The following is a 22,889-nucleotide window of genomic DNA, read 5'->3' as shown; positions in this document are numbered from 1 at the left end:
CAGGTGGTGGTGGTGTCGGGGCGGACGCCGTCGGCGTTGGTGGAGGTGGGTCGTCGGGTCGGTGGGGTGCTGGCTGATGGCCGGGTGGGGTTGGCGGATGTGGCGTACACGTTGCAGGTGGGTCGCCGGCATTTCGAGCGTCGGCGGGCGGTGGTCTGCCGCGACGCCACCCAGGCCGCGGCCGCGCTGACCGCGCCCCCGACCGGCACCGTCGACTTCCGGCCCGGCCGCAAGGTCGCCTTCCTCTTCCCCGGCGGTGGCAGCCAGTACGTCGGCATGGGGCGCCAGCTCTACGCCACCGAGCCGGTCTTCGCCGAGCACCTGGACCGCTGCGCCGACCTGGCCCTCGCCCGGCTCGGTTTCGACCTGCGCGACGTGGTCCGCGCCCCCGACGGCGACCGCGCCGTCCAGGCGTTCCTCGGCACGTCCGCCGGGGTCACCACCGCCCTGTTCGCGGTGGAGTACGCCCTGGCCATGCTCTGGCAGTCGTGGGGCGTACGCCCGGACGCGATGCTCGGGCACAGCAGCGGCGAGTACGTGGCCGCCTGCCTGGCCGGCGTGTTCGACCTCGCCGACGCCATCGACACCGTGGCCCTGCGCGGCCAGCTCATCGACCGGCTGCCCGGCGGGGCCATGCTCGCCGTCTCGCTGCCCGAGGAGGAACTGGCCGCCCGGCTGGGGCCGGAACTCTCCATCGCCGCGGTGAACGCCCCCGGCCAGTGCACCGTCTCCGGCCTGGTGGAGCCGGTGCAGGAGCTGGCCGACCGGCTCGCCGCCGACGGGGTGGACTTCCGCCGGCTGCACGTGCAGACCCTCGGCCACTCGGTGGCCATGGAGCCGGTGCTCGACGAGTTCCGCGCCCACGTCGCCGGCCTCACCCTGCGCGAGCCGTCGCTGTCGTACGTCTCCAACGTCACCGGCACCTGGATCACCCCGGCCGAGGCCACCGACCCCGGCTACTGGGTGCGGCACCTGCGCGGCACCGTCCGCTTCGCCGACGGGGTGCGGGCCCTGCTCGCCGGCTCCGCCGACCGGGCGCTGGTCGAGGTCGGCCCCGGCACGGTGCTCGGCGCGCTGGTGGGGGCGAACGGCGACGGCGCGGCCCCGCCGGTCCTGCCGTCCGTCCGCCACCCCCGCGACTCGCAGCCCGACCAGGCGTTCCTGCTGGCGACCCTGGCCCGGCTCTGGGAGTCCGGCGTGGACGTCGACTGGGAGGCCTTCGCGGCCGGCCAGTCCTGCCGCCGGGTGTCCCTGCCGACCTACCCGTTCGAGCGCCGCCGCTACTGGATCGACGTGCCGGAGGACGGCCCCGTGCCGGTGCAGGACGACTCGGTCGCCCTGCGTCGGGCGCCGGAGCCGGTGGACGCCGGCCCGACCAGCCTCGACGTGGACCTCGGCAGCACCCTGCACCAGCGCCCCCACCTGACCACCGAGTACGTCGCGCCCCGCGACGACCTGGAGGAGTCCATCGCCGCCGCCTGGCGCGAGCTGCTCGGCTTTGAGATCGTCGGCGTGCACGACAACTTCTTCGCCCTCGGCGGCAGCTCCCTGCTGACCACCCGCCTGGTCACCCGGCTGCGGGAACGTTTCGCGGTGGACCTGCCGCTGGAGGAGCTGTTCAAGGCGCACACCATCGCCGCCCAGGCCACCATCATCCGCGCCCTCCAGGACGCGGAGCCCGCACCCGGGTCGGACGGCGGCGACCCGGACGGGAGGCGGTCCCCCGGGGCGGACGGGACCCCGTCCTCCGCAGGCGACAGCGCCGGGCCGGACGGGGCCGCGCGATGAGCGTCGACGAGCAGCGCGGGGCGCGCCCCGCCCAGGCGTTGTCCCCGGCCAAGCAGGCGCTGCTGTCGGCCTGGTCCAAGGGGCGGCGCGGCAACCGCGACGAGATCCCCCGCCGGGGCGACGACGGCCCCGCCCCGCTCTCCTTCTCCCAGCAGCGCCTCTGGTTCCTCGAACGGATGGTGCCGGACAGCCCGGCGTACAACACGCCGATGGCGGTCGAGCTGCGCGGGCCGCTGGACGTGGCGGCGCTGCGGGACAGCGTGCAGCGCATCGTCGACCGGCACGAGGCGCTGCGCACCACCATCCGGGAGGCCGACGGCGAGCCGGTGCAGGTGGTCTCGCCGCCCGCGGCCGTCGACCTGCCGGTGACCGACCTGACCGGGCTGAGCGAGGCCGAGCGCGACGAGCGCGTACGCCAGGCCCTCCAGGAGGAGGCCCGGCGGACCTTCGTGCTGGCGGTCGGGCCGCTGGTCCGGTTCGGGCTGTTCCGGCTCGCCCCGGACCGGCACGTCTTCCTGGTCAACTGGAGCCACCTGATCGCCGACGGCTGGTCGGGTCGGGTGTTCTCCCGGGAGCTGGCCGAGTGCTACTCCGCGCTGGTCACCGGCGGCACGCCCCGCCTGCCCGAGCTGAAGCTCCAGTACGCCGACTACGCGGTCTGGCAGCGGGCCCAGATGTCCGGGCCGACGCTGGCCCGGCAGGTGCGCTACTGGCGGGACCGCCTCGCCGGGATCCCGGCGCTGCTGGAACTGCCCACCGACCGGCCCCGACCCACCGTGCAGAGCTTCCGCGGCGACACCCTCCGGTTCACCGTCGACGAGCGGCTCACCGGGCGGCTGCGCGCCCTCTGCGCCGGCACCGACAGCACGCTGTTCATGGTGCTGCTCGCCGCCTTCACGGTGGTGCTCTCCCGCTGGTCCGGGCAGCCCGACGTGGTCGTCGGCACGCCGGTGGCCAACCGCAACCGCCCCGAGCTGGAGGACCTGTTCGGCTTCTTCGCCAACACCCTGGCGCTGCGCACCACGGTGACCGGCGACCCGACCTTCCGGGAGTTGCTGACCCGGGTCGGCGCCGACGTGTCGGCCGACTTCGTCCACCAGGACCTGCCGTTCGAGAAGCTGGTCGACGAGCTGCAACCCGAGCGCAGCACCAGCCACAACCCGGTGTTCCAGGTGATGCTCGCGCTGAACAACACCCCGCCGCCGCGCGTCGACCTGACCGCCGACACCCAGCTCGTCGGGCTGGTCGAGGGGGACACCGGGTCGGCGAAGTTCGACCTGTGGCTGTCCCTGGCGGACGCCGGGGACACGCTGCCCGGCGGGCTGGAGTACGCCACCGACCTGTTCGACCGGGACACCGTCGAGCGGATCCTGGCCAGCCTGCTGCGCCTGCTCGACCAGGTCTGCGCCGACCCCGACGCCCCGCTGTCCCGGCTCGAGCTGACCGACGACGAGGAACGCGACCGCGTCCTGCGGGCGTGGAACGACACCGCCGCCCCGGAACCCGCGCCGCGCGTCCTGCACGAGCTGATCGCCGAGCAGGTCCGGCGCACCCCCGGGCACGTCGCCGTCCGGCTCGACGACCGGTCGCTGACCTACGCCGAGTTGGACCGCCGCAGCAACCGGCTGGCCCACCGGCTGCGGCGGCACGGGGTGGGACCGGACAGCCGGGTCGCCGTCTGCCTCGACCGCTCGCCGGAACTCCTGGTGGCGCTGCTGGGCGTGCTCAAGGCCGGCGGCTGCTACGTGCCGCTGGACCCGGAACACCCGCCCGCGCGGCTGGCGTACCTGCTCGCCGACTGCGGCGCGGAGATCGTGCTGACCGGCGACGGCGGGCGGGACGTGCTGCCCGCCGACGCGCCGCCGGCGATCGACCTGCACCGCGACGACTGCGCCGAGGAGCCCGAGCAGGCCCCGCCCAGCGGGGTCACCGAGGACGACCTGACGTACGTCATCTACACCTCCGGCTCCACCGGGATGCCGAAGGGCGTGATGAACAGCCACCGCGCCGTGGTGAACCGGCTGCGCTGGATGCAGCGCCGCTTCGAGCTGACCGCCGGCGAGGCGGTGCTGCAGAAGACCCCCGCCAGCTTCGACGTCTCGGTGTGGGAGTTCTTCTGGCCGCTGCTGGTCGGCGCGACCGTCACCATGGCCCGCCCCGACGGGCACCGCGACCCCGGCTACCTGGTCGACCTGATCAACGAGCAGCGGATCACCACCGTCCACTTCGTACCGTCGATGCTCCGGCTCTTCCTCGACGAGCCGCGCTCGGCCACCTGCACCGGGCTGCGCCGGGTGGTGTGCAGCGGCGAGGCGCTGCCCCGCGACCTGGTCCGCCGCCTCCAGGAGCGGCTGCCCGCCCGGCTCGACAACCTGTACGGCCCGACCGAGGCCGCCGTGGACGTCACCGCCTACCGGTGCCCGCCGGGGGAGGACGCCACCGACGTGTCGATCGGCGCCCCCGTCGACAACACCAGCGTCTACGTGCTGGACCCGGCCGGCCGGCCGGTGCCGGTCGGCGTGCCCGGCGAGCTGTGCATCGGCGGCATCCAGGTGGCCCGCGGTTACCAGGGCCGGCCCGCGCTGACCGCCGAGCGGTTCGTCCCCGACCCGTTCACCGACCGCCCCGGCGCCCGGATGTACCGCACCGGCGACATCGTCCGGTGGCGGCCCGGGGGCACCCTGTCCTACCTCGGGCGGGAGGACCTCCAGGTCAAGCTCGGGGGGATTCGCTTCGAGCTGGGCGAGATCGAGGCGGCCCTGCGGGAGCACCCCACCGTCCGGGACGCCGTGGTCACCGTGCGCCGCGACGCCGCCGGCGGGGAGGCCGGCGAGGGCCAGCTCGTGGCGTACGTGGTGCCCCGCTCCGGGGAGCAGCCGGAGCCGGCCGCGCCGGTGACCCCGGACGAGCCCCCGGCGACCGGCGACGTCGACGGCGCCGTGCACCAGTGGGCGCGGGTCTTCGACGAGGCGTACACCGAGCCGGAGTCCGCCGACGCGGCGGACAGCAACTTCTCCAGCTGGAACAGCAGCTACACCGGTGCCCCGATCCCGCCCGACGAGATGCGGCGGTGGGTCGACGACACCGTCGCCCTGGCCCTGGCGGAGCCGCCCGGGCGGGTCCTGGAGGTGGGCTGCGGGCTCGGCCTGCTCCTGCTGCGCATCGCGCCGCACGCCGCGTCGTACCACGGCACCGACATCTCCCGGTTCGCGCTCGGCCAGGTCCGCGCCGAGGTCCGGGCCCGCGGCCTGGCGGGCGTGACCCTCGACGAGCGGGCCGCGCACGAGCTGGCGGACCTGCCCGCCGGGTCCTTCGACACCGTGCTGCTGAACTCGGTCGTGCAGTACTTCCCGGACGCCGACTACCTGCGGCAGGTGCTGGCGGAGGCCCGCCGGCTGGTCGCCCCGGGCGGCCGGATCGTCGTCGGCGACGTCCGCAGCCTGCCCCTGCTGGCCGACTTCCACCGCTCGGTGGAACTGCACCGCGCGGACCCGGACGCCGACCCGGCGGTGGTGCTCGCCCGGGCGGCCGCCCGGACGTGGCAGGAGGAGGAGCTGGCGCTGGACCCGGCGCTGTTCACCTCCCTCGGCGACACCCTGCCCGGCGTCGCCGCCGTCGAGGTGCGGCTCAAGCGCGGCGGCTACGACAACGAGCTGAGCCGGTTCCGCTACGACGTGGTCGTCCGCGTCGCCGCCGACCCGGCGGCGGACGGCCCGGCCGCACCGGAGCCGGCCGCCGACCCCCTCGGCTGGGAGGGCGACCTGCCCGGCCGGCTGCGCGACCGGCTCCGGGAGGAGCCGGTGGTCGCCGTGACCGGGATACCCAACGGCCGCCTCCGCGAGATCGCCGTCCTGCGGGCCGGCGACGGCGCCTGCCGGACGGTGGGCGAGCTGCGCGCCCGGGTCGACCGGGAGCCGCCCGGCGTCGACCCCGACGAGCTGTACCGGCTCGCCGACGAGCTGGGCGTGGGCGTCGTCGTCGCCCCGTCGACCGCCGACCCGACCCGGATCGACGCCCTGTTCCACCGCGCCGACGTGCGCCCGTCGTGGCCGCCGGCGCCCCCGGCGCGCGGCGGCGCGCTCGCGAACTGGCCCCGCCAGGCCCGGCTGATGGGCGAACTCGGCCCGCGCTGGCGGGCGCACCTGAAGGACCGGATCCCGCGCTACGCCGTGCCGGCGGTGTTCGTCCCGGTGCCCGGCATCCCGCTGAGCCTCAACGGCAAGGTGGACTGGTCGGAGCTGCCGGCGCCGCCGCCGGTGGCGGCCTGGGACCGGGGAGCGCACGTCCCGCCGGCCGCCGGCACCGAACAGCTCGTCGCCGACATCTGGGCGTCCGTCCTCGGACTGGAACGGGTGAGCGCCACCGCCAACTACTTCGAGCTGGGCGGCGACTCGATCCGGGGCATCCGGGTGATGGCCCGGGCCAACGGGGCCGGCCTGCCGCTGGTGCCCCGCGACCTGTTCGCCCACCCGACGGTGGCGGAGCTCGCGGCGGTCGCCGACGCCCGGCTCGCCGAGGGCGGCACCGTCGACGGGCCCGCCCCGGAGCCGCCGGGCGACTGGGGGCTGTCGGAGCGCGACCGGGCCCACCGGGAGCGGCTGCTGGCCGACGCCGACGTGGCGGAGGTCTTCCCGCTGGCCCCCTACCAGGCGCACATGCTGCGCCGGCTCGTCGCCGACCCGCGTCCCGGCGAGTTCCTGGTGCAACGCGTCGACACCCTGCGCGGCCCCATCGACGTGGACCTGCTGCGCCGCTGCTGGGCGGGGCTGGCCCGCCGGTACGCCCTGCTGCGGACCATGTTCGTCTGGGCCGACCTGGACGAGCCGCTCCAGGTGGTGCGGCGCGACGTCGAGCTGCCCTCCCGGTACGAGGACTGGACCGGGCTCACCGCCACCGAGCAGGACGCGGCGCTGGCCCGGTTCCTCCGCGAGGACCAGGCGGTGGGCTGCGCCCCCGACGACCCCGCCGGCATCCGGCTGTTCCTGGCCAAGGTCGACGAGGACGCCTACCGGACCGTGTTCAGCTTCAGCTACCTGCGGATGGAGGGCTGGAGCCTGAGCGTCTTCCTCAGCGACGTCATCGGCGAATACCACCGGCTGCTCGCCGGCGAGACCCCACAGGCCGGCACGGACGTGCCGTTCAGCCGCTACGTCGACTGGCTGCGCCGGCGCGGCGTACCGGCCGACACGCCGGCGTTCTGGCGGGACATGTTCGCCGGCGGGTGGTCGCCCACGCTGCTGGCCGCGTCCGCCCCCGACAACCGGGCCGGGGACCGGCACGGCTACGCCCGGCAGCACATGCAGGTGGACGCGCGCGTCACCGAGGCGTTGCGGGACACCGCGCAGCGGCTGCGGATGCCCCCGAACACGCTGGTCCAGGCCGCCTGGGCGGCGTTGCTCGCCCGGTACGCGGGCCGCGACGAGGCCACCCTGGGGGTCTTCTTCAACGGCCGCCCCGCAGACCTGCCGGGCGTCGAGGACCTGACCGGGCCGACGATGAACGTGCTGCCGATGCGGGTGCGGCTGCCCGCGCCGGACCGGCCCGTCGTCGACCTGCTGTCGCACGTGATGACCGTCGGCGCCGACGCCGCCCACCACCAGTACGTGGCGCCGGAGCGGGTGGCGGAGTGGGCCGGCTGGCCGGCGGACGAGCCGATGTTCGACGCGTACCTGGTCTTCCAGAACCTCGACCCCACCCTGTTCGGCTCCACCGAGCGGGTCCCGACGTTCTTCAGCCGGCTGGCCGAGCCGTTCCGGCTCGACGTGATGCCGGGGGTGGAGCTGGGGCTGATCCTGTCGTACCACCGGGACCTGCTGACCGACGAGGCCGCCGGCCGGGTGCTCGACGACCTCGTGGCGACGCTCGCGGCGATCACCGCCGACCCGTACCGGCCGGTCGCCGAGGTGCTCCGGCCGCCCGCACCGCCCGCCGCCGCGAAGGTGCTGCTGGTGGAGGGCGAGCTGGGCGGCCACCAGATCAAGGACACGCCGTTCCCCGTCCCGGCGGCGGTGGAACCACGGTGACGGAGGTGCCCATGTCCTGGATGGTGCCGATCGGCGCCGCCGACGCCGACGCGCTGCGCCGCCGGGCCGCCGAGGCCGCGGACCGGCTGGCCGCCGGGGCGGAGCCGACCGCGCAGGGCGCCCCGGCGGGCGCGGCACACCGGCTGGTCGCCGCCGGAGGGGACCGGGCGGCGCTGGTGGCCGCGCTGCGCTCCGCCGCCGCCGGGGAGCCCACCGACGGGGTACGCACGGCCACCGGCACCGACGTCCCGCGCCTGGCGATGGTGTTCTCCGGTGAGGGCACCCAGTGGCCCGGCATGGGCGACGGGCTGTCCGGATGCGCCCCGTACGCGGACGCCCTGGACCGGTGCGACGCGGCCGTGCGCGCGCTCGGCGGCTGGTCCGTCACCGAGGAGATCCGCCGGCCGGCCGGGGCGAGCCGGCTCACCGAGACCGCCGTCGCCCAGCCGGCGATCGTCGCGGTGGAGATCGGCCTGCTCGCGCTGCTGGACAGCCTCGGCGTACGACCCGACGTGGTGATCGGGCACAGCCTCGGCGAGATCACCGCCGCGTACGCCGCCGGGGCGCTCGGCGTCGAGGACGCCATGGCGGTCGCGTACCACCAGGGCCGGATGTTGCAGCGGGCGACCGGCGGCGGCGGGATGCTCGCCGTCGGCCTCTCCGCCGAGCAGGCCACCCGGCTGCTCGCCGACCTGCCCGCCGGGCTGTCGCTGGCGGCGGTCAACGGCCCGGCGAGCGTGGTGCTCTCCGGGGAGCGGTCCGCCCTGGACGCCGCCGTGGCGCGGCTGGCCGCGGACCGCGTGTTCCACCGCGACCTCGGCATCAACTACGCCTTCCACAGCCTCCAGATGGAGCCGTTCACCGGGGAACTGGTGGCGGACCTGCGGCCGCTGCTGCGCAACGGCCCCACCACCACCGACATGGTCTCCACCGTCCACGGCGACATGGTCGGCGGCGACCGGCTGGGCGCGGAGCACTGGGGGATGCTGTCCCGCCGGCCGGTGCGTTTCCTCGACGCGGTGGCCCGCGCCGACGCCGCCGTCCACCTGGAGATCAGCCCCACCCCGGTGCTGCGCACGGCGTTGCTGCAGTGCCTGGGCGGGCGGCCCGGCACCACCGTGCTGGGCTCGCTGCGCCCCGACCGGGACGCCGCCGAGGCGCTCCACGCGCTGGCCGCCGACCTCTACCTCGCCGGCCTGCCCGTGGCCTGGGACGCGCTGCCGGCCGTGACCCGGACCGCCGGCACCCCGGCCACGGAGCCGGAGCGGGTGTCCGTCGGGTCGTCGGTCGTCGACCGGCTCCGCGCCGGCAGCCCGGCCGGGCTCGGCCACCGGGTCCGGGAGTACGTCGTCGACCGCGCGGCGGAGGTGCTGGGCCGCCACCGCTCGGAGATCCCCGCCGACGCGGGCCTGTTCGCCCTCGGCTTCGACTCGCTGACCGCCGTCCGCCTCGCCGAGCGGCTCGCCGCCGAGCTGCGTCCGCACGTTCCGGTGGGGCCGACGGTGGCGTTCGACCACCCGACCGTCGCCGACCTCGCCGCCCACCTCACCGCCCGGCTCGGCGGCGGCGACGGGGACCGGCCGGCGTCCGGGCCGGCGGCGACCCCGGTCCGCACGGGCCCGGTGCCGGCGGCCGACGAGCCGATCGCCGTCGTCGGCATGGCCTGCCGGGTGCCCGGCGCCGACGGCCCGGACGAGTTCTGGCGGCTGCTCCGCGACGGCGTCGACGCCACCGGCCCGGTGCCCCGCGACCGCTGGGACGTCGACGCGCTGCACGGCGACGACCCCCTCGAACCGGGCACCATCTACGCCCGCCGCGGCGGGTTCCTGCCCACCGTGGACACCTTCGACGCCGACTTCTTCGGCATCTCCGCCGTGGAGGCGGAGAGCATGGACCCCCAGCAGCGGCTCCTGCTGGAGGTGGCCTGGGAGGCGCTGGAGCACGCCGGGATGCCGGCGGACCGGCTGCGCGGCACGCGCAGCGGCGTGTTCGCCGGCCTGTCCATCGACGACTACAAGGGACTCCAGATCGCCGACCCGGCCCGGATCGACGGCTACACCGGCACCGGGAACCTCTTCTGCGTGGCGGCCGGGCGGCTGTCGTACGTGCTCGGGCTGCGTGGGCCGTCGATGGCGGTCGACACCGGCTGCTCGTCGTCACTGGTCACCGTGCACCTGGCCGCCCAGGCGCTGCGGGCCGGCGAGTGCGACCTGGCGCTGGCCGGCGGCGCGCACCTGATGCTCGCCCCGGACATCACCCTGTTCCTCTGCCGTGCCGGCGCGCTCGCCCCGGACGGCCGGTGCAAGACCTTCGACGCGGCGGCGGACGGCTACTCCCGGGGCGAGGGCGCCGGGATGGTGGTGCTCAAGCGGCTCTCCGACGCGATCGCCGACGGCGACGACATCCACGCCGTGCTCGCCGGGTCCGCCGTCAACCACGACGGCGCCAGCAGCGGCCTGACCGTGCCGAACGGCACCGCCCAGCAGGAACTGCTGACCGACGCGCTCCGCGCCGCCGGTCTCGCCCCGGCCGACGTCGGCTACCTGGAGGCGCACGGCACCGGCACCCCGATCGGCGACCCGATCGAGCTGCGTGCCGCCGCGGACGTGCTGGGCCGGGACCGGCGCGAACCGCTGGTGGTCGGCTCGGTGAAGACGAACATCGGTCACCTGGAGGCGGCGGCCGGGGTGGTCGGCCTGATCAAGACGGTGCTGGCGCTGCGGCACCGGTGGATCCCCGCGCACCTGAACTTCCGCACCCCCAACCCCCGCCTGCCCTGGGACGACCTGCCCCTGTCGGTGGCCACCACCGGCCGACCCTGGCCGGAGAGCCCGGACGGCCGGCCCCGGGTCGCCGGGGTCAGCTCGTTCGGCATCGGCGGCACCAACGCCCACGTGCTGCTGGCCGAGCACCGCCCCGCGTCCGCCTCGCCCGCCCTGGCGCCGGCCACCCCGGAGAGCGGTGACGGCCTGTTGCTGCCGCTGTCCGCCGGGTCACCCGCCGCGCTGCGGGCCCTCGCCGGCCGCTACGCCGCCCACCTCGACCGGCACCCGGAACTCCCCGCGCCGGCCGTCTGCGCCGCCGCCGCCCGGTTCCGCGCCCCGCTGCGGCACCGCCTGGCCGTCACCGCCGCCGACCGGGACGAACTGCGCCACCACCTCGACCGGTACGCCCGGGGCCGGGCGGACGACATGGTCGAGGGCGAGGTGCGGGCCGCCCCCCGGATCGCGTTCGTCTTCCCCGGCCAGGGCTGCCAGTACCCGGGCATGGGCCGGACGCTGTACGACACCGAGCCGGTGTTCCGCGCCGCCCTGCGCGAGTGCGCCGACATCCTCGGCGAGCACCTGGGCGACGACCTGGTCCGGGTGCTCCACGACGGCGGTGAGCTGCTGCACCGCACCGGGTGGACCCAGCCGGCCGTCGTCGCCGTCGAGTACGCCCTGGCCCGGCTCTGGGGTTCCTGGGGCCTGGAGCCGGCGGTCGTCCTCGGCCACAGCGTCGGCGAGTACGCCGCGGCGTGCGTGGCCGGCGTGCTGCCGCTGGACGAGGCGCTCCGGCTGGTGGCCGTACGGGCCCGCCTGATGGACGCGCTGCCCGCCGGCGGCCAGATGCTCGCCGTCGCGGCGGACGGGGCGGCCACGGAGGCCGTGCTGGCCCGGCACCCCGAGGTGTCCGTCGCGGCGTACAACGGCCCGGCCGAGACCGTCGTGTCGGGCCCGGCCGGCGCCGTCGAGAGCGTGGCGCGGGCCCTGGACGACGCCGGTGTCCGGCACCGCGACCTGCGGGTGTCGCACGCGTTCCACTCGGCGCTGATGGACCCGGTCCTGGCCGAACTCGCCGCCGAGGCGGCCCGGGTCCGGCCCGCCGAGCCGCGCGTGGACGTGGTCTCCACGGTGACCGGGCGGCTGCTCGACGGGCCGATGGACGCCGACTACTGGTGCCGCAACGCCCGCGAGCCGGTGCGTTTCGCCGAGGCGGTGGGCCGCCTCGGCGAGCTGGACTGCGGGCTGGTGCTGGAGCTGGGCCCCGACCCGGTGCTGGGCACGCTCGCCCGCCGTGGGGCGCTCGTGCCGCGGGGCGCCCGGTGGGTGCCGACGATGCGCCGGGGACGTGGCGACCGCGCCGTGGCCCGGGACGCCCTCGGCGCCGCCTTCTGCGCGGGCGCGCCGGTGGCCTGGGAACGGGTGCACCCGGACGCCGGGCGGGTGCCGCTGCCGACGTACCCGTTCCAGCGGCGCCGCTTCTGGCGCGACACCCGCCTCGGGACGGCCCGGTCCGCCGACACCGGCCCGCTCGGGGAGCGGCTGCGCTCACCCGCCCTCACCGGCAGCGTCTTCGAGCAGGTCGTCGGCCCCGAGCTGCCGGAGCGGCTGACCGACCACGGCCTCTTCGGCGCCACCGTCGTCTCGGCCGCCAACCACCTCGCCGCGATCCTCGCCGCGACCGCCGCCGACGGGGAACCGGCCGCCGAGGTCACCGACGTGGCCTTTCCCGAGCCGCTCACCCTGACCGCCGGCGAAGAGGCCCGGGTGCAGGTGCTGCTCGGCGCCCCGGACGGCCCCGGGCGCACCGCCGAGGTGGTCAGCGCGACCGGGACCGACCCGGGGCGCTGGCGGGTGCACGCCACCGGCACCGTGCGGCCGGCCGGCCCGGCGCCGGCCGAACCCGCCCGTCCCCGCGACACCGCCGGCACCGCCGTGGTGGACCTGGAGGACCGGATGCGGGCAGCCGGCTACCGGCTGGGCCCCCGCTACCGGTGGCTGGAGTCGGTCGTGCGGCACGGCGACGAGGCCGACGCGACGCTGCGTCGCCCGCGCGTCGTGCCGCCGTCCACGCGACCGGAACCCGGCCTGCTCGACTCCTGCCTGCGCCTGGTCCTGGCGCTCGCCCCGCAGGCCCTGGCGACCGACGGACGCGGGCTGGCCGTCCCGGTCGGCGTCGACCGGCTCGCCTGGTACGCACCCGGGCCGACCGCCGCCGGGGACGACGACCTCACCTGCCGGGCCCGGCTGCGGTCGGCCACCCCCGACGGCGACGACCTCGTCCTCGACGTCACCCTGCGTGCCGCCGGCCGGGTCCGCCTGGTCGTCGACGGCCTGCGGCTGCGCCGGGTCCGCCGGGACGCGCTGCTGCGCGGGGCCGAGAACGGCGACCGGCTGCGCCACCGGATCGACTGGCGTCCCGCCGACCCGGCCCCGGAACGCCCGACCGACACCGCCGGCCGCTGGCTGCTCCTCGCCGACGACGGGGGCGTCGCCGACCGGGTCGCGGCCGCCGTACGCGACGGCGGCGGGACCTGCCGGTCGGTCGGGCCGGCGACGGTCGCCGACCACCCCGGCGGGTTGCCCGCCCTGCTGGTGGAGCCGGAACCGGAGCCGCTCCGCGGTGTCGCCCTGCTGTGGCCCCTCGACGACGGCCCCGGGGTGCCGGGCGGCGCCGGGGCGCTGCACGAGCGGCAGGCCCACGGCGCGCACGCCGCGCTGCACCTGCTGCACGCCCTGGCCGACCGGCACCCGACGGCCCGGCTGGTGCTCGTCACCCGCGGCTGCCAGCAGACCGACGACACCGGTCTGGTCGACCCCACCCACGCCGCCGTGTGGGGGCTGGCTCGGGTGGCGATGACCGAGCGGCCGGACGCCGACGTGGTCCTGGTCGACCTGGCGCCCGACGGCGACCCGGCCGCGGACGCCGCCGCCGTGCTCGCCGCGCTGACCGCCCCCGCCCCGCCGCCGCAGCAGGCCGTCCGCCCGACGGGGACGCTGGTGCCCCGGCTCCTGCCGGCACCGGCGGACGGGCCGGAGATCCTGCCCGTGCACCCGGACGGCAGCTACGTCGTCACCGGCGGCACCGGCGGCCTCGGCCGCCGGGTCGCGGCCTGGCTGCTGGACCGGGGCGCGGGCCGGGTGTGGCTGCTGTCCCGGGGCGCCACGACCGTCGAGGGCGCGGATCCCCTCCCGACCGGGGACGACCGGGTGAGGACCCTGGTCTGCGACGTCACCGACCCGGTCGCGCTGGACCTGGCGGTGGCCGAGGCGCGGCGCGCCGGCCCGCCGCTGCGGGGCGTGGTGCACGCCGCCGGCGGCCTCGACGACGCCCCGCTCGGCGCGCAGACGCCCGACCGCCTCGACGTTCCGCTCCGGCCGAAGCTGGCCGCCGCGCACCTGCACCTCGCCACCCTCCACGACCAGCTCGACTTCTTCGTGCTGTTCTCCTCGCTGGCCGGGGTGGTGGGCACCGCGGGCCAGGCCGGGTACGCCGCCGGCAACGCCTTCCTCGACGCCCTCGCCGGCCACCGGCGCGCCCTCGGCCTGCCGGCGGTCAGCATCGCCTGGGGCCCGTGGGCGGAGACCGGGATGGCGGCCCGGCTGGGATCCCGCGAGCGGGACCGGCTGGCCGCGTTCGGCCTGCACCCCCTCGACCCGACGGCCGGAATGGACGTGCTCGCCCGGTCCGCGTCCGGGCCGCCGTGCCTGGTGGTCGCGGACGCCGACTGGTCCCGGCTCGCCGGGCACCTGCCGCAGCGGTGGCAGCCCGGCCTCTACGCCGAACTGGTCGACGCCACCCCGGCGGCGACCCGGGCCGCCGGGCCGGGACCGGGCCGTCCCCACCGGGCGCCGGAGAGCCCGCGCGAGCAGATCCTCGCCGAGATCTGGGCGGAGATCTTCCGGGTCGACCGGGTCGGCGTCACCGACAACTTCTTCGACCTCGGGGGCGACTCGATCCTCAGCCTCCGGCTGGTCGGGGCCGCCCGCCGGGCGGGCCTGCGCATCGCCGAGGCCGACGTCTTCGCCCACCCGACCGTCCGGGACCTCGCCGCCGTCGCCGCCGACGACCGGGACGCCGAGGACGGGGCGGCCGGCGACCGGGAAGGCGGCGGGCGCGCCGACGCCGACGCCGCGCCGGGGTCCGGCCGGCCGGGCGGGGAGCGGGCGCCGGCCGGGACAGGCCGCCGCACCCCGCCCGACCTGGCCGCCTTCGCCGACGCCGAGCTGGACGCGAGCGACCTGACCGCGCTGGCCGCGCAACTGGCCGGGGCGAGCTCCGGCCGCCCGAACGGACGTCCCACCGCACCCGAGACGCTGAGGAAGGACAAGCCTTGACAGTTCCCGGAGTCGACAACATCTACCGGTTGTCGTACATGCAGGAAGGGCTGCTGTCGCACAGCCTCGCCGACCCCCGGGCGGCCTTCTACGTCGACCAGGTCGAGTACCGGCTGCACGGGCCGGTCGACCCGGACCTGCTGCTCGCGGCGTGGCAGGCGCTCACGCAGCGGCACGCGGTGCTGCGCACGTCGTTCCACTGGGAGGACATCAAGCAGCCCGTCCAGGTGGTCCGGGACCACGTCGAGGTGCCCATGGAGACCCTCGACTGGCGGGACGTGCCCGCCGCGGACCTGCCGGCGCGGCTGGAGGAGCGGCTGCGCGCCGACCGGCTCCAGGGGTTCGACGTCCAGCAGCCGCCGCTGGTCCGGCTGACCCTGATCCGCACCGGCGAGGAGGACTACACGTTCGTCCTGCGCTACCACCACCTGCTGCTGGACGCGTGGTCGGCGCTGATGGTGCTCGACGAGGCGTTCGCCAACTACGACACCCTGGCCGGCGGGCGGCCCCTGGAAACCCGGCCGGCGACCTCCTTCCACGAGTACGTCGGCTGGGTGCGGGCCCAGGAGCTCGACGCGGCCGGGCAGGCGTGGCGGGAGGCGCTGGCCGGCGTCACCGACTCGACCACCCCGGCGTGGATCCGCCCGCCGGACGGCAGCGCCCCGGAGCCGTCCGGTCGGGACAACCCGGAGCAGGTGCTGCACGTGCCGGCGGAGACCGTGGCCGCCCTGCGCGAGCTGGGCCGGCGCCGGGAGGTCACCCTCGGTTCGTTGCTGCAGACCTGCTGGGCGCTGGTCCTGCGGGCGCACAGCGGGCGCGACGACGTCGTGTTCGGGGGCACCCTGTCCAGCCGCCCGTCGGACGTGCCGGGGGTGGAGCAGACCGCCGGCCTGTTCATCAACACGCTGCCGGTGCGGGTCCGCTTCGACCCGGCCCGCTCGGTCCTCGCCACGGCCGTCGCCCTGCAACACGAACAGGCAACGTTGCGCCGGTACGACTTCAGCCCGCTGGAGCAGGTGCAGCGGTGGAGCGAGGTGCCCCCGGGCCTGCCCCTGTTCGACACCATCATGACGGTGCTCAACCTGCCCGGGGTGGGCGTGCTGCACCGGCGCAGCGGCGCGGTCGAGATCCGCGACGGGCAGTACCGCTACCGGACCAACTATCCGCTGTCGGTGCTGGTGATCCCCGAGGGCGAGCGGCTGGCCGTCCGGGTCGGCTACGACCCCCGTCGGGTCGGCCACGACGCCGTCGCCCGGCTGCTCGGGCACCTCGCGACGGTGGTCGACACCGTGGCGACGCGGCCGGACACGCCGGTGCGCGACGTGGACGTGCTGACCGACGTCGAGCGCACCCTGGTGGCCGGCTGGAGCGGGACGTCCGCGCCGTACCCGGACGGGACGACCGTGCACGGGCTCGTCGAGGAGCAGGCCGACCTGGGCGGCGAGCGGGTCGCGCTGCGCGCCGGCGGCGAGTCGGTCACCTACGGGGAACTGGACCGCCGGGCCAACCAGCTCGGCCGGCACCTGCGCGGCCTGGGCGTGCGCCCGGACACGCCGGTCGGGCTGTGCCTGGGGCGTACCCCGGAACTGGTCGTGGCGATGCTCGCCGTGCTCAAGGCGGGCGGCTACTTCGTCGCGCTGGACCCCGACCACCCGCCGGCCCGGCTGGCCGACATCCTCGCCGACGCCGGTGTCGCGGTGGTGGTCAGCGACCGGCACCACCGCGCCGGCCTGCCGCGCGCCGGGGTGGAGACCGTCCTGCTGGACGCGCACCGCAACCGGTACGCCGACCTGCCCGACGACCGGCTGCCCGCCTCGGCCGGTCCCGACGACCTGGCCTACTCCATCTACACCTCGGGGTCGACCGGCCGGCCCAAGGGCGTACTCGTGCCGCACCGGGGGCTGTGCAACGTGGTCGCGGCCCAGCGCGCGCTCTTCGGGCTAGGCCCGGACGACCGGGTGCTGCAGTGGGCGTCGCCGACGTTCGACGCGTCGGTCTTCGACGTGGCCATGGCCCTCGGCGCGGGCGCCACCCTGCACCTCGCCCCGGCCGAGCGGGTGGCGCCGGGGCCGGACCTGCGGGACCTGCTCGCCACCGAGCGGATCACCGCGCTGACCATCACCCCGTCGGCCCTGGCGGCCGTGCCGGTCGCGGCCCTGCCGGAGCTGCGCACCCTCGTCCTCGCCGGCGAGGCGCTGCCCGCCTCGCTGGTGCGGCAGTGGCGCACCCCGGGGCGCCGGGTCTTCAACGCGTACGGCCCGACGGAGGCGACGATCTGGGTCTCGGTGCACGAGTGCGGCCCCGAGGACGAGGCCCCGCCCATCGGCCGGCCGATCCCGAACGTCACGGTCCGGGTGCTGGACGCCGCGGGCCGCCCGGTCGGCGTCGGCATCCCCGGCGAGCTGCACGTGGGTGGCGCCGGACTGGCCCGGGGGTACGCCGGGCGCCCCGAGCTGACCACGCAGCGGTTCGTGCCGGACCCGTTCGGCCCGCCCGGTGCCCGCCTCTACCGCACCGGCGACCTGGTGCGCTGGACCGAGGACGGTGCACTGCGCTTCCTCGGCCGCACCGACCAGCAGGTCAAGGTACGCGGCCTGCGGATCGAGACCGGCGAGGTGGAGGCGGTGCTGCGCCGCCACGACGACGTGGCCGAGTGCGCGGTGGTGGCCCGCGCCTCGGACGGCTCGGACGGCACGCCGGACACGCTGGTGGCGTACGTGGTGCCGGCCGGCGCGGCGCGGGTGGACGCGGAGAAGCTGCTCGCGCACTGCGCGCAGGTGCTGCCGGAGTACATGCTGCCCGGTGCCGTCGTGCCGCTCGACCGGCTGCCGCTGACCAGCAGCGGGAAGCTCGACGTGCGCGCCCTGCCGTCGCCGCGCGACCTGGCCGGGGAGCAGGAGGCGCAGGCCGAGATGACGGTCACCGAGCAGGCCGTGGCGACGCTCTGGGGTCAGGTGCTCCAGGTGGAGGGCCTCGGCCCGGACGGTGACTTCTTCGCGCTCGGCGGGACCTCGATAAAGGCCACCCAGGTGGTGTCGCGGGCCCGCCGGGCGTGGCAGGTCGACCTGCCGATCCGCAGCGTGTTCGAGAACCGCACGGTGACGGCGTTCGCCGCCGCCGTGGAACAGGCACTGGCCGCCCAGATGGATGACGACGATCAGGAGGTGCAGGATGGCGACGACCAAGGCGTGGGTGCTGCATGCCACTGAACCGGGGAGCGAGCTGACCCGGGGACAGCTGACGCTGGAGCAGATCCCGGTGCGCCGGCCCGAGGAGGGCGAGGTCCTCGTCGAGCCGCTGGTGGGCTGCTGGGAAGCCAACATGGAGCACGCGATCTCCCGGCACCCGGTGGACGTGGCGCGGCAGCGGGGCGACGACAAGATCGTCCTCGGCACCTGCGGGGTGGTCCGGGTGCTCGCGGCCGGGCCCGGCGTGCGGGGCCTGCGCGAGGGCCAGGAGTGCCTGTGGATCCCGTTCGGGGTGATCGACCGTAACGGCTACGCCGAGCGGATCTGCGCGTACGACGCCCCCGGCTCGCCGGGGCTGCTGTGCGGGCGGTTCGTCACGGAGGCGCGGCTGCTGGTGCCCCTGCCGGAGCAGGGCCGCCACCCGATCGAGCGCTGGGCGCCGTTCGCCCGCTACTTCACCGCCTGGGACAACTGGCGGGTGGCCCGGCGCTGCTGGGAGGCGCAGGTCGACGACCACTGGGACGAGCCGCCGCTGGTCCTCGGCTGGGGCGGCGGCGTGGTCTGGGCGCAGCTGGAGCTGGCCCGCCGGGACGGCTTCCGTACGGCCATGGTGTCCGGCCGCGACACCCGGCTGGCCGCGATCGCCGCCTCCGGCGCCGCCCCGATCGACCGCCGCGAGTTCCCGGACCTGGACTACGACGTGGCGAAGGCCTCCGGCGACCCGGACGCGCTGGACCGGCACAAGGATTCCAAGCGGCGCTTCGTCGAGCGGGTGATGGAGCTCAGCGGCGGCCAGGGCGCCTCCATCTTCCTGGACAACATGGGAGGTGGGCTGCACCGGGTGACGTTGCAGTCGCTGGCCCGCGAGAGCGTGCTCGCCACCGTCGGTTGGAAGCACGGCATGCGGCTGTCGAACCTGCGGGCGGTGGAGTGCATCGGCCGGCACATCCACGTGCACACCCACGCCTGGCGGTTCCAGGACTGCCGGCGGATCCGGGACGTGCAGGAGAGCACCGGCTGGTTGCCCGAGATCAACGAGCCGGTGGCCTCCTTCGACGCCATCCCGCAGTTGGCCGACGCCTACTCCCGGGACGCCTTCGACAGCTACTTCCCGCTGTACGAGGTCGTTCCCCGGTGAGTCAGGGCCGCCGGACGATCAGCCGGTAGGTCACCACCAGCCCGACCAGGCACCACGCGCCCATCACGAGGTACGGGGTGCCGCTGATGCCGCCGACCAGCGCCTCGCGCACGCTCTGCGCCATGTACTGGAACGGGAGCACGACGTGCACGGCCTGCAACCAGCCTGGTAGCCGGTCGACGGGGAAGTTGACGGGGGAGAACATCAGCGTGACGAAGACGACGAGCTGGGTCACCAGGCCGACCGCGGCCGGCGGGAGGGCGTGGGCCAGTCCGTAGCCGAGCGTGGTGGCGGTCAGGGCGACGAGCAGGGCGGCGAGGATCACCAGCGGGCTCGGGTCCAGTCGCAGGTCGAAGCGGAAGGCGGCGACCAGCAGCGACAGCACGAGCCCGGGCAGCGCGCCCAGGATCCACACGGTGACCCCGGCGGCGACCGAGGCCAGCGGTGGGACGGGCAGCGTCTGGTCGAACTCGAAGCTGCCCTGCAACTTGCTCTGCGCCACCATGTTCGGGGCCATCACCAGCCCGACGGTGATCAGCCCGATGGTGGGGCCGCCGGTGGCGAGGAACGCGGCGCTGGTCGCGTCGACGTCGGGCAGCAGGTACGCGAAGCCGACGATGATGCCGACGGAGAGCCCGGCGGAGACGATCGCGAAGAGGGGGAGCAGGAAGCGCAGCCGCAGCGTGTTCCAGCGCAGCAGCAGGGCGTAGCTACGGAGCCACGACATCGTCGACCTCCTCGTGGGTCGTCTGGTGCTCTTCGAGGGCGAGGTAGATGTCCTCGACCCGCATCGGGTACAGCGAGAAGTCCTCGATGGTGCCGGCGGCCTGCATGCGGGCCGCCCACTCGGTCGCGGCCACCGCGTCGGCGGTGTCCAGGGCGTACACGAGCCGCTGCCGGTCCCGACGCGGGGGCTGCCCGGCGAACGGTGGTGGCGCGGGCTCGTCGCTGCCGGCCGACAGGCTGACGTCGAGCCGCAGCGCCGGGCCGGCGCCGGCCCGCAGGTCGGCGACGGTGCCCTCGGCGACCACCCGGCCGTGCGCCAGGACCGAGAGCCGGTCGAGGATCCGCTCGACCTCGGTGAGGTTGTGGGTGACCAGGAGGACGGCGGCCCCGTCGTCGGCCAGCGACCGGACCTGCTGCCACAGCAGCCGCCGGCGCACCGGGTCCACGTCGTTGCTGGGCTCGTCGAGCACGATCACCTGGCCCGGCCGCACGGCGGCCAGGCAGTACGCGGCGAGGCGGCGGACGCCGCCGGAGAGGCGCTCGGCCGGGGTGTCGGCCCACTCGGTGATGTCGAGGGCCTCGAGCAGCCGCTGGGTGGCGGCGGCCGCCTCGGACCGGCCGGCCCCCCGGATCCGGGCCACCAGGGTGATGGCCTGGCGCGGCGTGACGCCCATCAGCGGCACCTGGGCCTGCGGCTGCACCGAGCAGACCCGGTGGGCGAACCCGGGGTCGGCGACCGGGTCGCCGTCGCCGATGCGGATCGTGCCGCTGGTCGGCTTGATCAGCCCGGCGACCTGGTTGACCAGTGTGGTCTTGCCGGCGCCGTTGTGGCCGAGCAGGCCGTACACCTGGCCGGCGTTCACCCGGATGCTGATGTCGTCGTTGGCCCGCACCCCTCCGCGATACTCCTTGCAGACATGGTCCACGCGCAGCACCATGACATCTCCGATACTGGTCGGTATTCAGATACCGCCGAGTATGCGGAATGCGGAGATTCGGGTCAAGCGGAACGACGGGAGAGTCGCCTGATGGAACGAATGGGGCGCCAGGAGCGGCAGCGGCACAACCGGAACCGCCTGCTCGACGCGGCGCAGCGGCTGCTCGCCGAGCGTGGGCCGGCCGCCTCCCTGGACGACATCGCCGCCGCCGCCGGGCTGACCAAGGGCGCGGTGTACTCCAGCTTCCGCAACAAGGAGGACATCATCCTCGCCCTGCTGGACCGGCAGCTGGACCTCATCGGCACCGACCTGACCCAGGTCGACGCCGGTGAGTCCGACATGGTGCAGGCGTTCGCCGCCCTCAGCTCGGCCAACTCGACCGGCGACCGGGCCGGGGAGAACGCCGACTTCGCGCTGCTGATGATGGAGTTCTGGATCGCCGCCATGCGCAATCCGCGGGTGCGTCCCCGCTACATCGAGGCGCTGCGCCGCACCCGCGCCGGGATCGCCGCCCACCTGGCCGTCCGCGCCGACGAGTCGGATCCCGCGCTGGTGGCCCGTACGGCGACCCTGCTCCTCGGTCTGGACATCGGGCTGAGCATCCAGCGCCTCGTCGACCCCGAGTCGGTGCCGGAGACGTGGTACGCCGAGGCGTTCGAGCTCCTCGTCCGGCCGCTGTCGGGCGACGCGCCGCACTCCGACGATGAAGACTGAACCGCCGCCGCCAGGGGCCGGGGCTGCCGCCGGTGCCGGGGAACCGCGTCGCCGGGCGTCGCCGGATCGAGTGAAGGTCGTCGTTGCCCCGGCCGCGTCGGCTGGATAGGGTCGTGCGGTACCAGTGATCTTCAGTGACCGGTTCGTGACGGGGAGACGCGGGATGAGTTTCGAAGCGGAGCAGTACGTCGTCGTCCGCAACGTCGAGGAGCAGTACTCGATCTGGGCGGCCGATCGGCCCGTGCCGGACGGGTGGCAGGCGGTGGGCGTCCGCGGCTCTCGCGAGGAGTGCCTGAGCCACATCGAGAGCGTCTGGACGGACATGCGTCCGGCCAGCCTGCGGACGGCCGGAAGCGCGGCCTGACCGACCGTCGCCGCACCGGCCCGCCGCCACCGGGCGGTGCCGGGGCGGCAGCGGACCGCCGCGGCCCGTCGGTCAGCCAGCCGTCGCCTGCGGGTCATCGTCAACTAGGGGTTGACGATGAAGGGGGCGTCAACCTATCGTTGACGCATGACCGAACACACGCAGATGAGCAACCCGGTCCGGCTCGACGACCTCATCCAGGCGATCAAGAAGGCGCACACCGACGCCCTCGACCAGCTCGCCGGCGCGGTCGTCGTCGCCGACCACCTCGGCGAGATCGCCGACCACCTGATCGGCCACTTCGTGGACCAGGCGCGGCGTTCCGGCGCCTCGTGGACCGACATCGGCCGGAGCATGGGCGTCAGCAAGCAGGCGGCGCAGAAGCGCTTCGTGCCCAAGGCCACCGAGGCGGCGCTGGACCCGCAACAGGGCTTCAGCCGGTTCACCCCGCGCGCCCGCAACACGGTGATGGCCTCGCAGAACGAGGCGCGGGCGAGCGGGCACGCCGAGATCCGCCCCGAGCACGTGCTGCTGGGGCTGCTCAGCGAGCCGGAGGCTCTCGCCGCGAGGGCGATCGTCGCGCAGGGCGTGCCGCTGGAGCGGGTGCGCGAGGTCGCGACGGCCGCGCTGCCGCCGTCGTCGGCCGAGGTCCCCGACCTGATCCCGTACGACGCGCAGGCCAAGAAGGCGCTGGAGCTGACCTTCCGTGAGGCGCTGCGGCTGGGGCACAACTACATCGGCACCGAGCACATCCTGCTCGCCCTGCTGGAGCTGGAGAACGGCAGCGGGGTGCTCGCCGACCTCGGCGTCGACAAGGCCACCGCCGAGTCGACGCTCGTCGCGGCGGTCGAGGCCGCCGCGAAGGGCGCCCAGGGCTGACGGAAGGCTCGACGCTCGTCGCGGCGGTCGG

The 22,889-nt window shown here is 75.8% G+C and carries 10 protein-coding genes; 8 read left to right on the top strand and 2 right to left on the bottom strand.

From position 1 onward, the window contains the following. The 5 genes from AB0L34_RS22855 to AB0L34_RS22835 form a co-directional block, all read left to right on the top strand. The coding region (locus tag AB0L34_RS22855; RefSeq protein WP_363706407.1) for an acyltransferase domain-containing protein at positions 1-1,788 on the top strand (1,788 nt) is incomplete at its 5' end. After that, on the top strand, positions 1,785-7,811 hold the full coding sequence (locus AB0L34_RS22850) for an amino acid adenylation domain-containing protein (RefSeq protein ID WP_363706405.1): 6,027 nt from the start codon (positions 1,785-1,787) through the stop codon (positions 7,809-7,811). The genes AB0L34_RS22855 and AB0L34_RS22850, both read left to right, overlap by 4 nt. 11 nt (positions 7,812-7,822) lie before the next feature. Beyond that, positions 7,823-14,911 carry an SDR family NAD(P)-dependent oxidoreductase gene (locus AB0L34_RS22845; RefSeq protein ID WP_363706403.1) on the top strand — a complete coding sequence of 2,363 codons (7,089 nt, stop codon included), beginning with the start codon at positions 7,823-7,825 and terminating at the stop codon, positions 14,909-14,911. Then, positions 14,908-18,120, top strand: a complete 3,213-nt coding sequence (locus AB0L34_RS22840) for an amino acid adenylation domain-containing protein (protein WP_363706401.1) — start codon at positions 14,908-14,910, stop codon at positions 18,118-18,120. Before AB0L34_RS22845 ends, AB0L34_RS22840 begins: the two co-directional genes overlap by 4 nt. Then, positions 18,083-19,237, top strand: a complete 1,155-nt coding sequence (locus AB0L34_RS22835; RefSeq protein WP_363706399.1) for a hypothetical protein — start codon at positions 18,083-18,085, stop codon at positions 19,235-19,237. The genes AB0L34_RS22840 and AB0L34_RS22835 overlap by 38 nt, the downstream gene beginning before the upstream one ends. A 1-nt stretch (position 19,238) precedes the next feature. Here AB0L34_RS22835 and AB0L34_RS22830 read toward each other — a convergent pair whose 3' ends face one another. Next, positions 19,239-19,964 carry an ABC transporter permease gene (locus AB0L34_RS22830; protein ID WP_350702755.1) on the bottom strand — a complete coding sequence of 242 codons (726 nt, stop codon included), beginning with the start codon at positions 19,962-19,964 and terminating at the stop codon, positions 19,239-19,241. After that, complete coding sequence (locus AB0L34_RS22825; protein WP_363706397.1) at positions 19,948-20,901, bottom strand: ABC transporter ATP-binding protein; 954 nt, start codon at positions 20,899-20,901, stop codon at positions 19,948-19,950. Before AB0L34_RS22825 ends, AB0L34_RS22830 begins: the two co-directional genes overlap by 17 nt. Before the next feature lie 90 nt (positions 20,902-20,991). On the opposite strand from AB0L34_RS22825, the gene AB0L34_RS22820 reads away from it, so the two are divergent. The 3 genes from AB0L34_RS22820 to AB0L34_RS22810 all read left to right on the top strand — a co-directional run bounded on the left by AB0L34_RS22820 (position 20,992) and on the right by AB0L34_RS22810 (position 22,858). Continuing rightward, entirely contained in the window at positions 20,992-21,615 is a 624-nt protein-coding gene (locus AB0L34_RS22820; protein ID WP_363706395.1) for a TetR family transcriptional regulator, read from the top strand. Between the two features lie 163 nt (positions 21,616-21,778). Beyond that, the gene (locus tag AB0L34_RS22815) at positions 21,779-21,979 is read left to right on the top strand and encodes an MbtH family NRPS accessory protein (RefSeq protein ID WP_363706393.1); all 201 of its coding nucleotides are present in this window, start codon (positions 21,779-21,781) and stop codon (positions 21,977-21,979) included. A 147-nt stretch (positions 21,980-22,126) separates the two neighbouring features. After that, positions 22,127-22,858, top strand: a complete 732-nt coding sequence (locus tag AB0L34_RS22810) for a Clp protease N-terminal domain-containing protein (RefSeq protein WP_350702748.1) — start codon at positions 22,127-22,129, stop codon at positions 22,856-22,858. Positions 22,859-22,889 lie beyond the last annotated feature (31 nt).

Source organism: Micromonospora sp. NPDC052213, from assembly GCF_040679695.1.
Lineage (GTDB): Bacteria > Actinomycetota > Actinomycetes > Mycobacteriales > Micromonosporaceae > Micromonospora.
The sequence above is the reverse complement of the archived record's forward strand: the minus strand, read 5'-3'. Positions and strand labels throughout refer to the sequence as shown.

What these genes read in the sequence shown, in the direction of transcription:
- AB0L34_RS22850 (WP_363706405.1), top strand. Translation starts at nt 1,785, where the DNA reads ATGAGCGTCGACGAGCAGCGCGGGGCGCGCCCCGCCCAGGCGTTGTCC.
- AB0L34_RS22845 (WP_363706403.1), top strand. Translation starts at nt 7,823, where the DNA reads ATGTCCTGGATGGTGCCGATCGGCGCCGCCGACGCCGACGCGCTGCGC.
- AB0L34_RS22835 (WP_363706399.1), top strand. Translation starts at nt 18,083, where the DNA reads ATGGCGACGACCAAGGCGTGGGTGCTGCATGCCACTGAACCGGGGAGC.
- AB0L34_RS22830 (WP_350702755.1), bottom strand. Translation starts at nt 19,964, where the DNA reads ATGTCGTGGCTCCGTAGCTACGCCCTGCTGCTGCGCTGGAACACGCTG.
- AB0L34_RS22825 (WP_363706397.1), bottom strand. Translation starts at nt 20,901, where the DNA reads ATGGTGCTGCGCGTGGACCATGTCTGCAAGGAGTATCGCGGAGGGGTG.
- AB0L34_RS22820 (WP_363706395.1), top strand. Translation starts at nt 20,992, where the DNA reads ATGGAACGAATGGGGCGCCAGGAGCGGCAGCGGCACAACCGGAACCGC.
- AB0L34_RS22815 (WP_363706393.1), top strand. Translation starts at nt 21,779, where the DNA reads ATGAGTTTCGAAGCGGAGCAGTACGTCGTCGTCCGCAACGTCGAGGAG.
- AB0L34_RS22810 (WP_350702748.1), top strand. Translation starts at nt 22,127, where the DNA reads ATGACCGAACACACGCAGATGAGCAACCCGGTCCGGCTCGACGACCTC.